The sequence below is a fragment of the Tumebacillus algifaecis genome, from assembly GCF_002243515.1.
Taxonomy (GTDB): Bacteria; Bacillota; Bacilli; order Tumebacillales; family Tumebacillaceae; genus Tumebacillus_A; species Tumebacillus_A algifaecis.
In genome coordinates this window covers 855,753-869,614 of sequence record NZ_CP022657.1, presented here as the reverse complement: position 1 = coordinate 869,614, position 13,862 = coordinate 855,753, and the positions used below count along the sequence as shown (strand labels likewise).

General features: G+C 54.0%; 18 protein-coding genes and 1 pseudogene. 9 read left to right on the top strand and 10 right to left on the bottom strand.

The features are described 5' to 3' along the window. Positions 1–59 precede the first annotated feature (59 nt). The 5 genes from gatB to CIG75_RS03815 all read right to left on the bottom strand — a co-directional run bounded on the left by gatB (position 60) and on the right by CIG75_RS03815 (position 4,666). The gene (gene gatB / locus CIG75_RS03835; protein ID WP_094235460.1) at positions 60–1,505 is read right to left on the bottom strand and encodes an Asp-tRNA(Asn)/Glu-tRNA(Gln) amidotransferase subunit GatB; all 1,446 of its coding nucleotides are present in this window, start codon (positions 1,503–1,505) and stop codon (positions 60–62) included. Positions 1,506–1,518: 13 nt separating this feature from the next. After that, positions 1,519–2,964 (bottom strand): Asp-tRNA(Asn)/Glu-tRNA(Gln) amidotransferase subunit GatA, encoded by a 1,446-nt coding sequence (gene gatA / locus CIG75_RS03830; protein WP_094235459.1) that lies wholly within the window; start codon positions 2,962–2,964, stop codon positions 1,519–1,521. A gap of 6 nt (positions 2,965–2,970) precedes the next feature. Further along, a complete protein-coding gene (gatC, locus tag CIG75_RS03825; RefSeq protein ID WP_094235458.1) occupies positions 2,971–3,261 on the bottom strand; it encodes an Asp-tRNA(Asn)/Glu-tRNA(Gln) amidotransferase subunit GatC in 291 nt (96 codons plus the stop codon). A gap of 99 nt (positions 3,262–3,360) precedes the next feature. Continuing rightward, positions 3,361–4,431, bottom strand: coding sequence for an FG-GAP repeat domain-containing protein (locus CIG75_RS03820; RefSeq protein ID WP_094235457.1), 1,071 nt, complete (start codon positions 4,429–4,431; stop codon positions 3,361–3,363). Positions 4,432–4,501: 70 nt separating this feature from the next. Continuing rightward, positions 4,502–4,666, bottom strand: a complete 165-nt coding sequence (locus CIG75_RS03815; RefSeq protein ID WP_157729366.1) for a hypothetical protein — start codon at positions 4,664–4,666, stop codon at positions 4,502–4,504. A 67-nt stretch (positions 4,667–4,733) separates the two neighbouring features. Here CIG75_RS03815 and bluB point away from each other — a divergent pair, with 67 nt between their 5' ends. Next, the gene (gene bluB / locus CIG75_RS03810; RefSeq protein WP_094235455.1) at positions 4,734–5,393 is read left to right on the top strand and encodes a 5,6-dimethylbenzimidazole synthase; all 660 of its coding nucleotides are present in this window, start codon (positions 4,734–4,736) and stop codon (positions 5,391–5,393) included. A 22-nt stretch (positions 5,394–5,415) separates the two neighbouring features. On the opposite strand, the gene CIG75_RS03805 is transcribed toward bluB, so the two are convergent. Further along, positions 5,416–6,327: a MerR family transcriptional regulator gene (locus CIG75_RS03805; RefSeq protein WP_094235454.1), complete on the bottom strand. Its 912-nt coding sequence runs from the start codon at positions 6,325–6,327 to the stop codon at positions 5,416–5,418. A gap of 141 nt (positions 6,328–6,468) precedes the next feature. Between CIG75_RS03805 and CIG75_RS20575 the strand changes: the two genes are divergently transcribed. Further along, positions 6,469–7,095 carry a transporter gene (locus CIG75_RS20575; RefSeq protein ID WP_157729365.1) on the top strand — a complete coding sequence of 209 codons (627 nt, stop codon included), beginning with the start codon at positions 6,469–6,471 and terminating at the stop codon, positions 7,093–7,095. Between the two features lie 85 nt (positions 7,096–7,180). On the opposite strand, the gene CIG75_RS03800 is transcribed toward CIG75_RS20575, so the two are convergent. After that, positions 7,181–7,627 carry a hypothetical protein gene (locus tag CIG75_RS03800; RefSeq protein WP_094235453.1) on the bottom strand — a complete coding sequence of 149 codons (447 nt, stop codon included), beginning with the start codon at positions 7,625–7,627 and terminating at the stop codon, positions 7,181–7,183. Positions 7,628–7,743: 116 nt separating this feature from the next. On the opposite strand from CIG75_RS03800, the gene CIG75_RS03795 reads away from it, so the two are divergent. The 3 genes from CIG75_RS03795 (at position 7,744) to CIG75_RS03785 (ending at position 8,817) form a co-directional block, all read left to right on the top strand. Next, positions 7,744–8,055, top strand: a complete 312-nt coding sequence (locus CIG75_RS03795) for a YciI family protein (RefSeq protein WP_094235452.1) — start codon at positions 7,744–7,746, stop codon at positions 8,053–8,055. Then, positions 8,052–8,507: an SRPBCC family protein gene (locus tag CIG75_RS03790; protein WP_094235451.1), complete on the top strand. Its 456-nt coding sequence runs from the start codon at positions 8,052–8,054 to the stop codon at positions 8,505–8,507. Before CIG75_RS03795 ends, CIG75_RS03790 begins: the two co-directional genes overlap by 4 nt. Positions 8,508–8,592: 85 nt before the next feature. Further along, entirely contained in the window at positions 8,593–8,817 is a 225-nt protein-coding gene (locus tag CIG75_RS03785) for a hypothetical protein (protein WP_094235450.1), read from the top strand. Positions 8,818–8,893: 76 nt separating this feature from the next. Here the strand turns inward: CIG75_RS03785 and CIG75_RS03780 are convergent, their stop codons facing one another. Continuing rightward, positions 8,894–9,295, bottom strand: coding sequence for a PH domain-containing protein (locus CIG75_RS03780; RefSeq protein ID WP_157729364.1), 402 nt, complete (start codon positions 9,293–9,295; stop codon positions 8,894–8,896). Positions 9,296–9,560: 265 nt separating this feature from the next. Between CIG75_RS03780 and CIG75_RS03775 the strand changes: the two genes are divergently transcribed. Then, complete coding sequence (locus CIG75_RS03775; protein WP_172844406.1) at positions 9,561–10,226, top strand: DUF3298 and DUF4163 domain-containing protein; 666 nt, start codon at positions 9,561–9,563, stop codon at positions 10,224–10,226. Next, the gene (locus CIG75_RS03770; protein WP_094235447.1) at positions 10,223–10,864 is read left to right on the top strand and encodes a hypothetical protein; all 642 of its coding nucleotides are present in this window, start codon (positions 10,223–10,225) and stop codon (positions 10,862–10,864) included. The genes CIG75_RS03775 and CIG75_RS03770 overlap by 4 nt, the downstream gene beginning before the upstream one ends. A gap of 97 nt (positions 10,865–10,961) precedes the next feature. Here CIG75_RS03770 and msrA read toward each other — a convergent pair whose 3' ends face one another. Beyond that, complete coding sequence (gene msrA / locus CIG75_RS03765; RefSeq protein ID WP_094235446.1) at positions 10,962–11,942, bottom strand: peptide-methionine (S)-S-oxide reductase MsrA; 981 nt, start codon at positions 11,940–11,942, stop codon at positions 10,962–10,964. A 241-nt stretch (positions 11,943–12,183) separates the two neighbouring features. Then, positions 12,184–12,381, bottom strand: a pseudogene (locus CIG75_RS03760) (DUF6530 family protein); the annotation flags it as partial. A gap of 118 nt (positions 12,382–12,499) precedes the next feature. Between CIG75_RS03760 and CIG75_RS03755 the strand changes: the two are divergent. Both CIG75_RS03755 and CIG75_RS03750 read left to right on the top strand, forming a co-directional pair. Further along, a complete protein-coding gene (locus CIG75_RS03755; protein WP_094235445.1) occupies positions 12,500–12,898 on the top strand; it encodes a hypothetical protein in 399 nt (132 codons plus the stop codon). Between the two features lie 215 nt (positions 12,899–13,113). Continuing rightward, complete coding sequence (locus CIG75_RS03750; RefSeq protein ID WP_094235444.1) at positions 13,114–13,674, top strand: GNAT family N-acetyltransferase; 561 nt, start codon at positions 13,114–13,116, stop codon at positions 13,672–13,674. The last annotated feature ends 188 nt before the right edge of the window (positions 13,675–13,862 follow it).

Here is a 13,862-nt window from a genome sequence, read left to right as displayed (position 1 = left end):
GAAAAACCCCAAGCCACGCAACGCTTGGGGTTCCCCGCTACTAAAGAATACGAGTCTGACTATACATTGATGTGCTCTAAGATGAGTTTGTTCACCAGGCTTGGATTGGCTTGGCCTTTGGTCGCCTTCATCACTTGGCCGACCAGCGCACCCAGCGCGCGATCTTTGCCCGCTTTGTAATCTTCTATCGACTTCGGATGCCGCTTGAGGATGTCCTCGATAATTGCGGTCAGCGCCCCTTCATCGGAGATCTGAACCAGACCTTTTTCCGCGACGATCGCTTCTGGATCTTGACCTGTTTCCAACATGTCCTTACAAACATCTTTGGCAATCTTCGCGGAAATCTTACCTGTAGCAATCATCTTGATCAGCCCCGCGAGCTGCTCGGGGCGGACTTTCGCCGCGCCGATCTCCACGTTGTTCTGGTTCAGATAGCGGAGGAGATCGCCCATGATCCAGTTGGAAGCAGACTTTGCATCCGCCCCGCTCGCCACCGTCGCTTCGAAGAAGTCGGCGACGCGCTTCGAGGCGGTCAACACGTCCGCATCGTAGGACGGCAGGCCAAGTTCATTCATAAAGCGTGCTTTCTTCGCCGACGGAAGTTCTGGAATCGTCTCGCGGATCGACTCGACCCACGCCTCGTCGATCACAAGTTGCACCAAGTCTGGCTCCGGGAAGTATCGGTAGTCGTGCGCATCCTCTTTGGAACGCATCGTCTGCGTCTTCTTGGCCGCATCATCCCAGCGCAACGTGCTCTGGTTGATCGCTTCACCTGATTCGATCATCTCCGCCTGTGTCGCCTGCTCGTACTCGAGCGCTTTTTGCACATTGGAGAAGGAATTCATGTTTTTCAACTCGCGCTTGGTGCCAAACTGCTCCTGCCCCCACGGGCGCAACGAGATGTTGGCATCACAGCGCAGTGACCCTTCTTCCATCTTGCAGTCGGAGATCTTGCAGTATTGCATGATCGCTTTGATCTGCTCCAAGTAGGCCTTCGCCTCTTCGGGCGTGCGGATGTCCGGCTCGGAGACGATCTCGATCAGCGGAACGCCGACACGATTGTAATCGACCAGCGTGGCGGAACCGTCTGCCGCATGGCTCGACTTGCCCGCATCCTCTTCCAAGTGCACGCGGTTGATGCCGATGCGCTTGGTTTCACCGTTCACTTCGATCTCCAAGTAGCCATGCTCGCCGATCGGTTGATCGAACTGCGAGATTTGGTACGCTTTGGGCAAATCGGGGTAGAAATAGTTCTTGCGGTCAAATTTGCTCTCCGCTGCGATCTGGCAGTTCAGCGCCAACGCAGCCTTCATCGCCTTGTTCAAAGCTTCGCGGTTCAGCACGGGCAATACGCCCGGATGACCGAGACAGATCGGACAGACGTTGCTGTTGGGAGGCGCACCAAACGCGGTCGAGCAACTGCAAAAAATTTTCGAGTTCGTGCTCATCTCGACGTGGATTTCCAGTCCGATGATCGTTTCAAACTTGGACGGGATCGCAGTCATCGTCTCGACCTCCTCACAGCGACGGTCGCGCCGTAAAACCTGCCGCCTGTTCGAAGGCGTGCGCGGCGCGAAGCAGTGTCGATTCGTCAAACGCTTTCCCGATCAGTTGCAGGCCGACTGGCAGTCCGTTCGCCAGCCCGCACGGGACGGAGATCGCCGGAATGCCCGCCAAGTTGACCGGAATGGTGTAAATGTCATTGAGGTACATCGTCAGCGGGTCGCTCGTCTTCGCCCCGAACTGAAACGCCGTGGTCGGCGCAGTCGGGGACAACACGACATCGTACTCGGCAAACACGCGGTCAAAATCTTGCTTGATCAGCGTGCGCACCTTTTGCGCCCGCAGGTAGTTGGCGTCGTAATAGCCGGAAGAAAGCGCATAGGTGCCGAGCATGATGCGGCGCTTGACCTCAGCCCCGAAGCCCTCTCCACGCGTCTGTTTGTACATGTCCAGCAGGTTGTCCGCTTCCACGCGCACACCGTAGCGCACGCCGTCAAAGCGCGCCAAGTTGGACGATGCTTCAGCGGTGGCGATCAGGTAGTAGGTCGCCACCGCATACTTGGAATGCGGCAATGACACTTCGCCAAACGTAGCGCCCAGCGCTTCGAACGTCTGGATCGCCTGTTCGATCTGCTCGCGGACAATCGGATCGAGACCTGTGTCAAAATACTCCTTGGGCAAGGCGACGCGTAACCCGTTGACATCCCCAGTCAGCGCTGCTGCGTAGTCGGGAACCCCCGCGTTGGCAGACGTCGAGTCCTGCCGATCATAGCCTGCAATCGCCTGCAGCACGATCGCATTGTCTTCTATCGTGCGGGTCAGCGGGCCGATCTGATCGAGCGACGAGGCGAACGCGACCAGACCGAAACGGGAGACGAGGCCATACGTCGGTTTCAATCCCACCGTTCCGGTAAACGCGGCCGGCTGGCGGATCGAGCCGCCCGTGTCCGACCCGAGCGCAAACAGGACTTGTCCAGCCGCCACACTGGCAGCAGACCCGGCGGAAGAACCGCCCGGCACCCGTTCGAGATCCCACGGATTGCGCGTCTGGAAAAAGGCGGAGTTCTCGCCGGAAGAGCCCATCCCGAATTCGTCCATGTTGGTTTTGCCAACTGAGATCGCACCCGCCGCTTGCAGTTTGGCGACGGCGGTGCCGTCATACGCCGAGATATAATTTTGTAAAAGTTTCGATGCACAAGTGGTCGGAATGCCCTTGGTGTTCAGATTGTCTTTCAGCGCACCCGGCATGGCAAAAAGCAAACCTGCGTCAGACGGGATGTTGTCATCCATCGTCTTAGCAGCCGCCAGCGCCTGCTCGCCATTGACGTGCAGGAATGCTTTGACTTGTGGGTCGGTCGCTTGGATGCGCGCGAGAGAGGCTCCGACCAATTCGGACGGTTTGACTTCTCGGCTGACAATCTTTGTATGTAATTCACGAATGGAAGCGTTCAATAGCGACATTTCCGACTATCCCTCCATCACCGCTGGCACGCGAAATTGCCCGTTCTCTTGATCGGGAGCGTGCGAAAGTGCTTCATCTTGGGAAAGCCACGGGCGAACCGTGTCGTCGCGCAACACATTGTTCAGCGGAAGCGTGTGGGTGGTCGGTGCAACGTGCTCTACGTCCAGTTCTTGCAGTTCTTCTGCAAAATTCAGGATTTGGCTGAGCGTTACTGTCAGATGCTCTTTCTCACCTTCTGTCAGCGTCAGACGTGACAGGTTCGCGATCTGTTCAATATCTTGCCTTGTGATGCTCATGTGTCACACCTCCGCAACCGTACAGTCATTGGAGACCATTACGAAATTATAACACAACCCCAATTTTACCAGCAACTTGCTGAAAAAGGGCTCATGGCGTTAGTTGCCATGAACCCTCATCTTGACCGCACCGATTTTCCAGACACTGACTTTGTCCGGCTGACGAACCAGTTCCAGCTCCAGCCACAGTTCGCGATCATAATAGCCGGGCACGATCCATTGAAAAATCGAAGCGGTCGCGACCCCATCTTTCGCCGAATGCATCTCATGCGCATACCAAGACAGGTCAGGCAGCCTGACGCCTTTGGCCAGATAGAGTTCAGCCCCTTGCCGATCTTCCACTGCGATCGCCGCGAGAAACGCTTCGACCGTATCTTCCTCGTCAGCTGCAAGCTGTAAGATTTTCGTCTCGGTGCGCATCAGTTGAAACTGGGCCGATTCATACGGTACTGGCAGATAGCGGTAGAGCTTGACGACCTCTCGAAATCCCGTCTGCACCTTGTTTTCCAACAGCACATCGGCAAGTCCCGTGCGGCGCATGCCTGTAAATCCCGGATAGGTGCTCAGCGACCCGTCCGCGCCGTCATACAGATGCAGAAAAGGTTCATCGTGCGCCCCCCGCCAAAAGATCAGCAGATCGGGCCGCCCATCTCGGGTCAAATCGGCCGCCTCAATCTGTAGCGCGTTGTCGGGGTACACCTCCTGTAGCAAGATGTTCCCCTTCGCCGACTTCAGTCGTACATGTCCGCGCAGATTGGTGGCAAACGTCTGTGCCACGTCGAGCCTCCCGTCATGATCGAAGTCGGCCGTCTCGGTCTGTAGCGGCATCATCAAAGTTTCCAGCCCTTGCCCGAGCACCTCCACTTTCGGATACACAAAGTGCAGTTGAAAGCCTGACCCCGACTTGCGAATATGCAGCGCGTCATCGGTCTCCACATCGGGCGGTACGATCTCCCCATCTTGAATCTTGATCACCCGTGCAAAAGGCACTGCGATCACATCTCCGGTCAGATCGGTGCGTAGTGGTGCCAGTTCCACAAGCAACGTAAACGGTCCCGTATCGCGTACCCGAAACAACAGCGGACGGTCATCTTCCACGATTCCAAGCCACTTGTCGTTGATGCGGACAGACGCCCCGTAGAGATAATCTGGCATCACCGCAAACTCCATGCCATTCCCCTCCATTCCCATCATCGTATGTAGGGCGGGGAACATTTGCCCATATAAAAAAACTCTGGCTTCAACTGCCAGAGTCACTTTCAAACCACCGAATGCCATTCCGCAAGTTCACCACATCGCCGACTAAAATGATCGAGGGGTTGGCGATCTCCTGTTCGCGCGCAATGTCTACGATCGTCTCCAACGTCCCCACAACCGTATTTTGCTCCGGGAGGATTGTCAGCACCAGCTTCCACACAATATAGTAAAGAAAAGCACCGACCAACGAAACCCAAACGGAGGTGGCGTAACCCATGAACTTTAACGACGGACAGCGCGATGCGGTCTACGAAGCGATTCACAACCGTCGCGATATCCGCAAATTCCTCTCCACCCCGCTCGAAGAAGACAAGATTCACCGCATCCTGATGGCTGGACATCACGCCCCTTCGGTCGGCTTCATGCAACCGTGGGACTTCATCCTCGTCACCGCGCCCGAGGTGAAAAACCAACTTGCTGGAGCGGCCGACAAAGAGCGCCGCGCGCTCGCGATCCATTTTGCGGCCGAGGGGCGCGATGATCAGTTCCTCGCCCTCAAAGTCGAAGGGCTTCGCGAAGCACCGCTTACCGTCTGCATCACCTGTGACCCGACGCGCGGCGGTGACCATGTGCTCGGCCGCAACTCGATTCCTGAGACGGACATCCTGTCGGTCGCCTGTGCTATTCAAAACATGTGGCTGGCCGCTTATGCGGAAGGGATCGCGATGGGCTGGGTCTCCTTTTACAAAAAGTCGGACGTTCGCCGCATCCTGAACATTCCGCCGCACATCGACCCGACCGCTTTGCTCTCCTTTGGCTACACTGACGACTACCCGAACCAACCGATTCTGGAAAAGTCGGGCTGGGCCAAACGCCAATCGTTTGACGATCTGCTGCATCTGAATACTTGGAACACGAAAAAAGGCGCTCGCTAGGAGTGCCTTTTTTCATTCAAACCTACCGCTCCCTGCTCTCTACGCCTGACATGTCTTGGCGAAACCACTGCGCCCAAGCGTCGGTGCCGCCATCGAGTCGCTTCGGCTTCCAGCGCGCGGACACGTTCTGAAAACCATGCCCGACCAGCACCGCGCGCAGATGTGGAAAGCGTTCGTGCAGACGATCGAGCATCGCTTCGGTCTGTCCCAGCAGTTGCTGGTCGCTAAGCGACATCGCCAACACCTGAACATCGTTTCGTTCGATCACCTTTGCCAAGCCGTCGTGCGGCATATCTGGCCCCAGATAGATCACCTCAACGCCGTTGCGGCGCAAAAACAGCGTGAACAGCAACAGGCCGATTTGATGATGCTCACCTTGCGGGCAACAAGCCAACACTTTCGGCAGGCGCGGGTTGATCTGAAAGATTTGGAAAAATTGGTTGAAGCGCTGCAAGATGATGTTGGAGGCGAAATGTTCCTGCGCCACGCTGACCGTGCCGCGCTCCCACCCATCCCCGATCTGCTGCAAAAGCGGGGCGAGCACGTCATGGAACATTTTTTCAAAATTAAACATGGCAAAACCCAGGCCGAGCAGCTCATTTGTCTTTTCGAACTGAAAGGCCAACAACGATTGAAACAACTGATGACGCAGCTGTTCAGCATTTTGTGCAGGTAGGTCTAACTCCGCTTGCGGATCGACCACCGATCGCTCAGCGCGCCTCTTCTCCAGCATTTTGACTGCTTGCGAAATGTTGATGCCCTTATCTTCCGTTTGGACTTTCAACCAGCGAAGATCTTCGATATCCTGCTCGCTGTACAACCGATGTCCCGACTCGGAGCGCATCGGACTGACCACCTGATAGCGCCGTTCCCACGCGCGGATCGTGACGGCCGGCATGTCGAGCAGTTGAGCGACCGATTTGATGTTGTACATGACCCGACTCGCTTTCTGAGTGTTATACAATGATTATACATCTCTGATGCGCGATTTGCCATTTCCGTTTTGACACCTTGTAGCCGATCGCCCACTTGCTGAATAGGCTGAAAAGCAATGAGCGAAAGGAGCTGACCCAACATGTCGAAACGTAAAGAGAAGCGCTATGATCAAGAGTACCGTGTAATTCCTGCTTTGATCCCTTACGATCCGCGATTTTTTCCGGGCGGCACACCCGGTTATCCTGTATTTCCCGCTTTCATCCACCAGCCGGGAAGAGACCCGTTTCCACCGGGCCAACAGCCGGGCCATCACCCAGCACCACATCCGCCCGTTCCGCAACACCCAGTTCCGCATCCGCCCGTTCCACATCATCCAGTTCCGCATCCACCCGTTCCACATCATCCAGTTCCGCATCCGCCCGTTCCACATCATCCAGTTCCGCATCCGCCCGCTGGTGGTTTCCCCGGCGCTCCTGGTGCTCCCGGCGCCGGCATCGCCCACGCGCCGACCACCCCGCCGCCCAGCTACATTCCGAAAAAGCCGTATCACGCCCCAGGCACCCCGCAACCGTTGGCGGTCAGTCCCACTTCGCTTCGTCCCTGTCTGCGCCGCTACGTCTATATCTGGCTACACAACGGGGCTTCCTTTTGGTTCTACCCGATCTATCTCGACCGCCGCACCGTGGCTGGCTTCCGCTGGAATGGATTTAGCTGGAGCTACATGGGGATCGACCTCAGACAGATCGCGACTTTCCAATGCGTGTGACAGGAAAACGCCGGACGTAGCAGTCCGGCGTTTTTGCTGTTCGCTTCCAAAAGAAAAAGAGCCCGACAGAGATCGGCCTCAGGCTCTACTTAAATGTGAGCGTCTTCACGATGTTCCGAATGTGCTCCTCATCTGCCCAGAGCACCAGAAAGCGGCAGGTCTGACCCGCGATCTGCACAGGTGCAGGATACTCAACAATAAATGCCGACTGTGTTTTCATCTCGGTTGGCTGATCTACGGACGGAAACACGTAACAGGCCGCTCGCCCAGCATGTCGGACTGGCTTGAGCTTGGGATTGGTACCATACGGTTTGAACTTGTGATGGGCCTCGCGCTGGCAGACTGCGTCCAAGCCATCCTCCCCGCTCGCCGCTGCGATCTGGAAAAATCCGTCCCGCCCCTGATAGCGCTCCTCTTCAATCCGAATCCAGTTCGGCGGGTACTCAAAAGCAAGTTTAAACGACTGGCTGGTGTAGCGTTTCCACCGTCTGCGTGATAAACTGCTCCAGATCCAACCGATGTAATTTCGCATCAGAATCGACTCCTTTGACAATCAACCTGATCCAGACATCGTCAGGATATGCGTCAAGCGCCCAAAAGGTTCTGCTATAATGAAATTTGTTTCGCCAAAAAGGAGGCCCTTCCAAGATGACCACAACCACCGAATACAGCTACCTGCTCCGCCCGAATCGCCCCGACTTCATCACCACGATGACCGAAGCGGAACAGGCGGTCATGGGGGAGCATTTCGTCTACCTGCAACAACTGCTGTCAGCAGGCCAGTTGATCCTCGCCGGCCCCTGCTTGGACGCGGCCTATGGCGTCGTGATCTTTCGCGCCGACTCACCGGAAGCTGCGGCTGCGATCATGCAGAATGATCCGGCCGTCGTGAAAGCGGTGATGAGCGCCGAAGTCCATCCGTTCCGCGTCTCGTTAATGGAAGGGAGAGACGACAGATGAGAGCATCTTCCAATCCACTCTCTATCGATCGTCCGCTCGAAGAAGTGTTTGCTTATATCTCCAACCCTGCAAACATGGGCACTTGGGTGTCCGGCGTGACCGATCCGGTCGCCATCACCTCCGGTCCCCCACAAGAAGGCATGGAATTTGCGACGAAGTACCATTATAACGGCGTCCATGAGATCACCTACATCGTCACCGACTTCGAGCGACCCTACCGCTACGGCATAAAAGCTACGTCCGGTCCCTTTCCGTTTGAAAGCCTGATCGTGCTAGAAGCGGATGGCAACGGTACGCGAATCACCAACACGATCTACGCAGGTGCTGACGGGTGGATCACCTCGATCATGTTCAAGACGATGGGCCCGATTCTCCGCAAGATGATGACCAAACGTCAAGACAAAGAACTGATCGTGTTAAAAGCACTGCTCGAAGCGGACGCCTCCGCATAGCCAAAGCAAAAAACCTTGCCAAATGGTAAGGTTTTTCTTATGCTGAAGTTAGAGTTACAATTTTTTACACCTAGGAGGGACGCCAATGCAACTGAAGCATGTGCATGAAACGCAACCTTCTCGACCGATTGAAGTGACGCCCGAGCCGTTCGACCAGCACAGCGAGATCATTCAACGCGTCCAAGGAGGACCGTTGAAGCCGGTCAATCTTGAGCTGTTGCCTCGTTGGCTGCAACTGTTCGGTTCTGTGTTTGCAGGCTGCCTGCTGTTGATGGGCGCGATTGCGTTGTATCTGAACTTCGTCGGGTAGTTGACCTTGCCCTACGGTCTGTGCTCGCAAAAAAGAAGCGTCGGCGCTCCCGATGCTTCTTTTCGATCCTGAACCCTCACAGCTGGCGAATCAGCGGATTTCGTTTCTGCAACTCCTCCAGAAATTCCGTTTCCCGCACCGGAGAGATCAGACAAGCTCCCATTTTATAGATAATTTCGATCCGATCGAGCGATAACGCCGGTCCTGACACCAGACTTCTCGTTTTCTGCACCGTCTTGATCTGGTCATAGGGGATCTTCCAACGGAACGGTCCACCTTTTACAAAGAGCTCGTGCTCTCGAAATTCATAATAGGTCCCGACCCAAAGCCATACGTTCAAGACACCGGCCAGTGCTAAGATCGGCAAAGCCAACCATTCTCGGTCGAGGATCGCCATCACAGCTACCCCGAGCAGAAACAGCAAAGGACCGATGACAAAAAGATAGGAGAACCACCCTTTTTTGCTCGGATACCGCATCTTTCCATCCACCTCCCCTCTCATTATAGCATGTGCCTATTTGAGAGGGGAGAGAAGCGAAGCGGTTGCCTCTACTTCACCGCCTAGCAACCGGATACGTGATGATGCGTTCGAAGATTCGAAGGAGCGTCCCCCTCAAACCTTTCCCATCATGTTCATAAAATCCTCGGTCACGAAAAACTCTCGCTGCGCCCTGCCAGACACATGTTCCACTCCGCGCAGGGAAAACTATGCCAAATCGAGAAATTGGCAGGGAGGAATCGAGATGAGCAGTTGGAAAACACGCCTTCTCCTCGTACTAACCAGCGTGCTGCTGTTAAGCGGATCTGCGGCGACCGCAGCCGAGCGAGCATCCGACTTCAAAATCACCAAAGCACAATTCACACAGCAAAAACCGGAGATCAAAATCGCCTATCCCCAGTTGTCCGGTCTGCCCGATGCTGCCGTGCAAAAGAAGCTCAACCACCTGTTTCGCAAAGCGGCGCAATACCAGCCGCAACCGGACAGCCGTCCGCTCGTCACCTATATCAACGAGTACAAAATCACGTTGCGTCACGGCTCGATCCTCAACGTCTTGTATGACAACTACGAGTTCACAGGTGGCGCGCACGGCATGTCGCATCGCAAAAGTCTGTTGCTCAATCTCCAAGATGGCACCCGCTATGCCTTGAAAGACCTGTTCCAACCGGGCGTCGATTATGTCACGGAGATCAGTGACGTCATCAAACAACAGGACAAAACACATGTCCTCGACACGTTCCACCCTTTTGAAAAAATCGATCCGGACGAAGGCTTCTTTTTGACCCCCGAATATTTGGTGATCTACTTTCCGCCCATCAAGTACACGCCGTATTACATGAGCTTTCAAAACTTTCAAATCCCGTACGCCAAGCTGTCCAACATCTTAAAACCAGAATGGAGACTCTCATGACCCTGTTACAAGAACTCTCAACTGCGAAGGGAGAAAAGACTCAAGCGTCCAACATTAACGTGGCGACCCAATGTCTTGCATCTCCCACACGACTCGAAGAGATCGCGGCCGGACTGCACCACCCTGAAACCGACGCTGCCCTGATCGCAGACTGTGCTGAAGTGTTCACCAAAGTGGCGGAAGAGCGACCCGAACTGGTCGTGCCCTATGCGGACGCACTGCTGCCGTTACTCACTCACAAAACGACGCGTGCGCGCTGGGAGGCGATGCATGCTATCGCCCTGATCGCACATTTGATCGCCGAGAGGATCACGCCGCTTCTGCCGACCTTGCGCACGATCATCGAACACGACAAGAGCGTCATCGTCCGCGACTATGCGGTGGAAACGCTGAGCAACTACGCCAAAGCGGGTGGCGAAACGGCCCACCTCGCCCACCCTTTGCTCAGAGAAGCGCTCACCCTCTGGGTGGGCAAACACCGCGCTCGGGCGCTAAAAGGTCTGGCCAACGTCGTCACCCACCTACCGAGTCTAGCCTTCGAAATGAGCGGATTGGTCGAAGATTACCTCCAAGATGCCAAAGGCGTCGTCAAAAAAGCGGCAAAAGAGTTGCAGAAAGCTTGTCAGAACGCGCACTGACCATTTGCACATGCCCCACATAGTCGGAAATCCAACGCCTGTTGCCCTGTGAAAGACCTCGTTAGAAAAACCCCTCACCTGTGGTGAGGGGTCTCGATTATGCTTTGTCGGAGAACAGTTGCAAGTATTCTCCATACCCTGCTTGCTCCAATTCCTCTTTGGGAATAAAGCGGAGCGCGGCGGAGTTGATGCAGAAGCGCAGACCGTCCGGTCCAGGACCGTCGTCAAAAACGTGACCGAGGTGCGAGTCTGCTTCCTTGCTACGCACTTCCATCCGCACCATGCCGTGACTGGTATCCATTTTGCCCTGTACATTGGAGGTGAGTAGCGGTTTGGTAAAACTAGGCCAGCCACAGTTCGAATCGAATTTGTCCAACGAACTGAACAGCGGTTCGCCGGAGACGATATCGACATAGATGCCTTCCTGTTGATGATCCCAAAATTCATTTCGGAATGGCGGCTCTGTGCCATTTTCTTGCGTGACCGTATACTGCATCGGCGTCAGTTGTGCGCGAAGTTCCTGTTCGTTCTTCCGTAGGGTCCAATTCTGCGCGATAAATGAATCGCGTCCCGACCCTTGACGATACTGTTTGTAACGGGTCGGGCTCTTTTTGTGAAAATCTTGATGATATTCCTCTGCGGCATAAAACGGTCCCGCAGCCACGATCTCCGTCACAATCGGTCGATCGAACCGTCCGCTCTCGCTTAACTCCCTTTTCGACGCTTCGGCTAGGCGTTTTTGCTCTTCATTGTGATAAAAGATTCCCGTGCGATAGGAGCCACCACGATCATGAAATTGTCCGCCCGCATCTGTAGGGTCGATCTGACGCCAGTAGAGTTCGAGCAATTTGCTATAGGGGAAAACGTCTGGGTCAAACGTGATCTGTACCGCTTCAGCGTGTCCAGTCGTCTCCGAGCATACTTCTTCATACGTAGGGTTTTCCTTATGCCCCCCGGTGTAGCCGGACACAATCCCTTCAATCCCTGGAAGTTCTTCAAACGGTGTCACCATGCACCAAAAGCATCCTCCAGCAAATGTCGCCAATTCGCGACGACCCGTCTTTTCATTCCCGTTCATTGAATCCCTCCTTTTCTTGGTATTGTAGCATGTTCCATCGGCTGAGAAAAATGAGGCGGCTACAGTTTTTGAGTCCGATACCTCTCTAGTTACTTGACAACCAAAATGACAAAACGCTCCATCGTGATCGCTCCAAGCTTCACGTACCTCGGACCATTCGTCTCTCCGATCGTACTGGAAAGATCGCCCCGCCCCCTTTACCGGAGCGGAGCTAGCAGCAATAGCACTTTTCTGCTGTTGATCAATATCCCATCTCTTTTAAAATACGGGACAAGGTGCTCAACCGTTCTCCGTTCAGCTCATCATCATCGCTGAGCGTTTGGCTGAGCAGTTTGATATCCTCACGTATTCTTTCGTTATCGATACATACAGCCACTGTCATCGCGTCCCCTTGCAAACCGACTCTATCGATCATAGGATTTTGCGGATCACGGTCATGAAACTTTCCGGCTTGAAAATCGTACAATTATCTAGTCAAGCATCATACGATTGGTTGAGACGGATGTTCCTCTCCGAGCTGTGCACTCAGTAAATCGTGATAGGAGGAGCAACAGAGCATGGAAATAAATGTTCAGATTCCAGCGATCATCAGTTCCGTTTCTTTTTTCGTTGTAGCCGCTTTTCAAATACTGCTCGCGTTAGGCTTCCCATTAGGAGCGTTCAGTTGGGGCGGCACGCACCCTGGAGTTTTGCCCCCGCGTCTGCGTTTTGCAAGCCTCGCTGCTGCAGGCATTCTCTTATTTATGGCATATGTGATGTTGTCACATACGAACGTGCTAGCTTCAGACCTGCGCTTTTTTCCTTCACAGGCGCTGATCTGGGTGCTCACAATTTTCATGGGGATAAACACGCTGGGCAACTTGGCGTCCAAAAATAAAAAAGAGAAGCTCGTCATGACTCCTCTGACGAGCATCGCATTTATCTCCTGCCTACTCGTAGCGATCTCCAACATCTAGTACGTGCATTCACCGTCTTGTTCAGCGCATGAGAGTCCCTGCCGCCGCCATTGGTTCAGGGACTTTTATTTTTGTGTGAACACGACGGCTGTTCGATCACCGAAATTGCAGAACGAGTGAACGTGAACCGGCAAAGTGATTCTCTCCGCAGAACGTATTTATCCGAATTTCATATCCAAAAATGTTATCCTGTACATACACAAGGAGATGGTGCGATGATTACCTATTTAGGAACACCCACGATAGAAACTGACCGTTTGATCCTAAGAAAACTGAAACTCTCCGATGCCCAAAGCGTGTTCGACAATTGGCTCTCCGACGAACGGGTAACCGACAATCTCATTAGAGGAGCACACAAAACAGTTTTCGAGACTATCGAAAGGGTAACTGTGATTGTCGGCGGATATGACAGCCCCGAATATTGTTACTGGGGTATCGAACTGAAAGGCAGTGGTGAACTGATTGGTGCCATCGATTTCTTCAATTTAAACACCACTACGGAAAACTGTGACGTGGGCTATGCACTTGGTTACAAGTGGTGGAATCAAGGCTATGGCACCGAAGCGTTGCGAGCCGTTGTGGAATTTGGCTTCGAACGGATGAACATCCATAAGATCTCTGCCGCGCATAACCTCGACAATCCCGCTTCAGGGAAAGTGATGCGCAAAATTGGCATGGTGCAGGAAGGAACGATCCGTCATATGATTCGCAATGCCAAGAATCAATACAAGGATTGCGCAGTTTATGGAATCCTCCAAGCAGAGTACATGAAATAAAAAGATGCTAGATCCGTAATCCCCGCCACCGCCTTGGTGACAGGGATATTTTATACTCAACCGTGGTACAATTAATTGGATCTGGATACTACTACCTGAAGATTTCTGGTTGTCAGCGAACCGTGAAATGCGACAACGCTTCGTGCCGCGGGCTTCTTGTTTCAGCAAATGCCAACATGATCCGAATA

Excerpts from the sequence above, each read along its gene's own strand:
- gatB (WP_094235460.1), bottom strand. The coding sequence starts at position 1,505 with ATGACTGCGATCCCGTCCAAGTTTGAAACGATCATCGGACTGGAAATC.
- gatA (WP_094235459.1), bottom strand. The coding sequence starts at position 2,964 with ATGTCGCTATTGAACGCTTCCATTCGTGAATTACATACAAAGATTGTC.
- gatC (WP_094235458.1), bottom strand. The coding sequence starts at position 3,261 with ATGAGCATCACAAGGCAAGATATTGAACAGATCGCGAACCTGTCACGT.
- CIG75_RS03820 (WP_094235457.1), bottom strand. The coding sequence starts at position 4,431 with ATGGAGTTTGCGGTGATGCCAGATTATCTCTACGGGGCGTCTGTCCGC.
- bluB (WP_094235455.1), top strand. The coding sequence starts at position 4,734 with ATGAACTTTAACGACGGACAGCGCGATGCGGTCTACGAAGCGATTCAC.
- CIG75_RS03805 (WP_094235454.1), bottom strand. The coding sequence starts at position 6,327 with ATGTACAACATCAAATCGGTCGCTCAACTGCTCGACATGCCGGCCGTC.
- CIG75_RS20575 (WP_157729365.1), top strand. The coding sequence starts at position 6,469 with ATGTCGAAACGTAAAGAGAAGCGCTATGATCAAGAGTACCGTGTAATT.
- CIG75_RS03800 (WP_094235453.1), bottom strand. The coding sequence starts at position 7,627 with ATGCGAAATTACATCGGTTGGATCTGGAGCAGTTTATCACGCAGACGG.
- CIG75_RS03795 (WP_094235452.1), top strand. The coding sequence starts at position 7,744 with ATGACCACAACCACCGAATACAGCTACCTGCTCCGCCCGAATCGCCCC.
- CIG75_RS03790 (WP_094235451.1), top strand. The coding sequence starts at position 8,052 with ATGAGAGCATCTTCCAATCCACTCTCTATCGATCGTCCGCTCGAAGAA.
- CIG75_RS03785 (WP_094235450.1), top strand. The coding sequence starts at position 8,593 with ATGCAACTGAAGCATGTGCATGAAACGCAACCTTCTCGACCGATTGAA.
- CIG75_RS03780 (WP_157729364.1), bottom strand. The coding sequence starts at position 9,295 with ATGCGGTATCCGAGCAAAAAAGGGTGGTTCTCCTATCTTTTTGTCATC.
- CIG75_RS03775 (WP_172844406.1), top strand. The coding sequence starts at position 9,561 with ATGAGCAGTTGGAAAACACGCCTTCTCCTCGTACTAACCAGCGTGCTG.
- CIG75_RS03770 (WP_094235447.1), top strand. The coding sequence starts at position 10,223 with ATGACCCTGTTACAAGAACTCTCAACTGCGAAGGGAGAAAAGACTCAA.
- msrA (WP_094235446.1), bottom strand. The coding sequence starts at position 11,942 with ATGAACGGGAATGAAAAGACGGGTCGTCGCGAATTGGCGACATTTGCT.
- CIG75_RS03755 (WP_094235445.1), top strand. The coding sequence starts at position 12,500 with ATGGAAATAAATGTTCAGATTCCAGCGATCATCAGTTCCGTTTCTTTT.
- CIG75_RS03750 (WP_094235444.1), top strand. The coding sequence starts at position 13,114 with ATGATTACCTATTTAGGAACACCCACGATAGAAACTGACCGTTTGATC.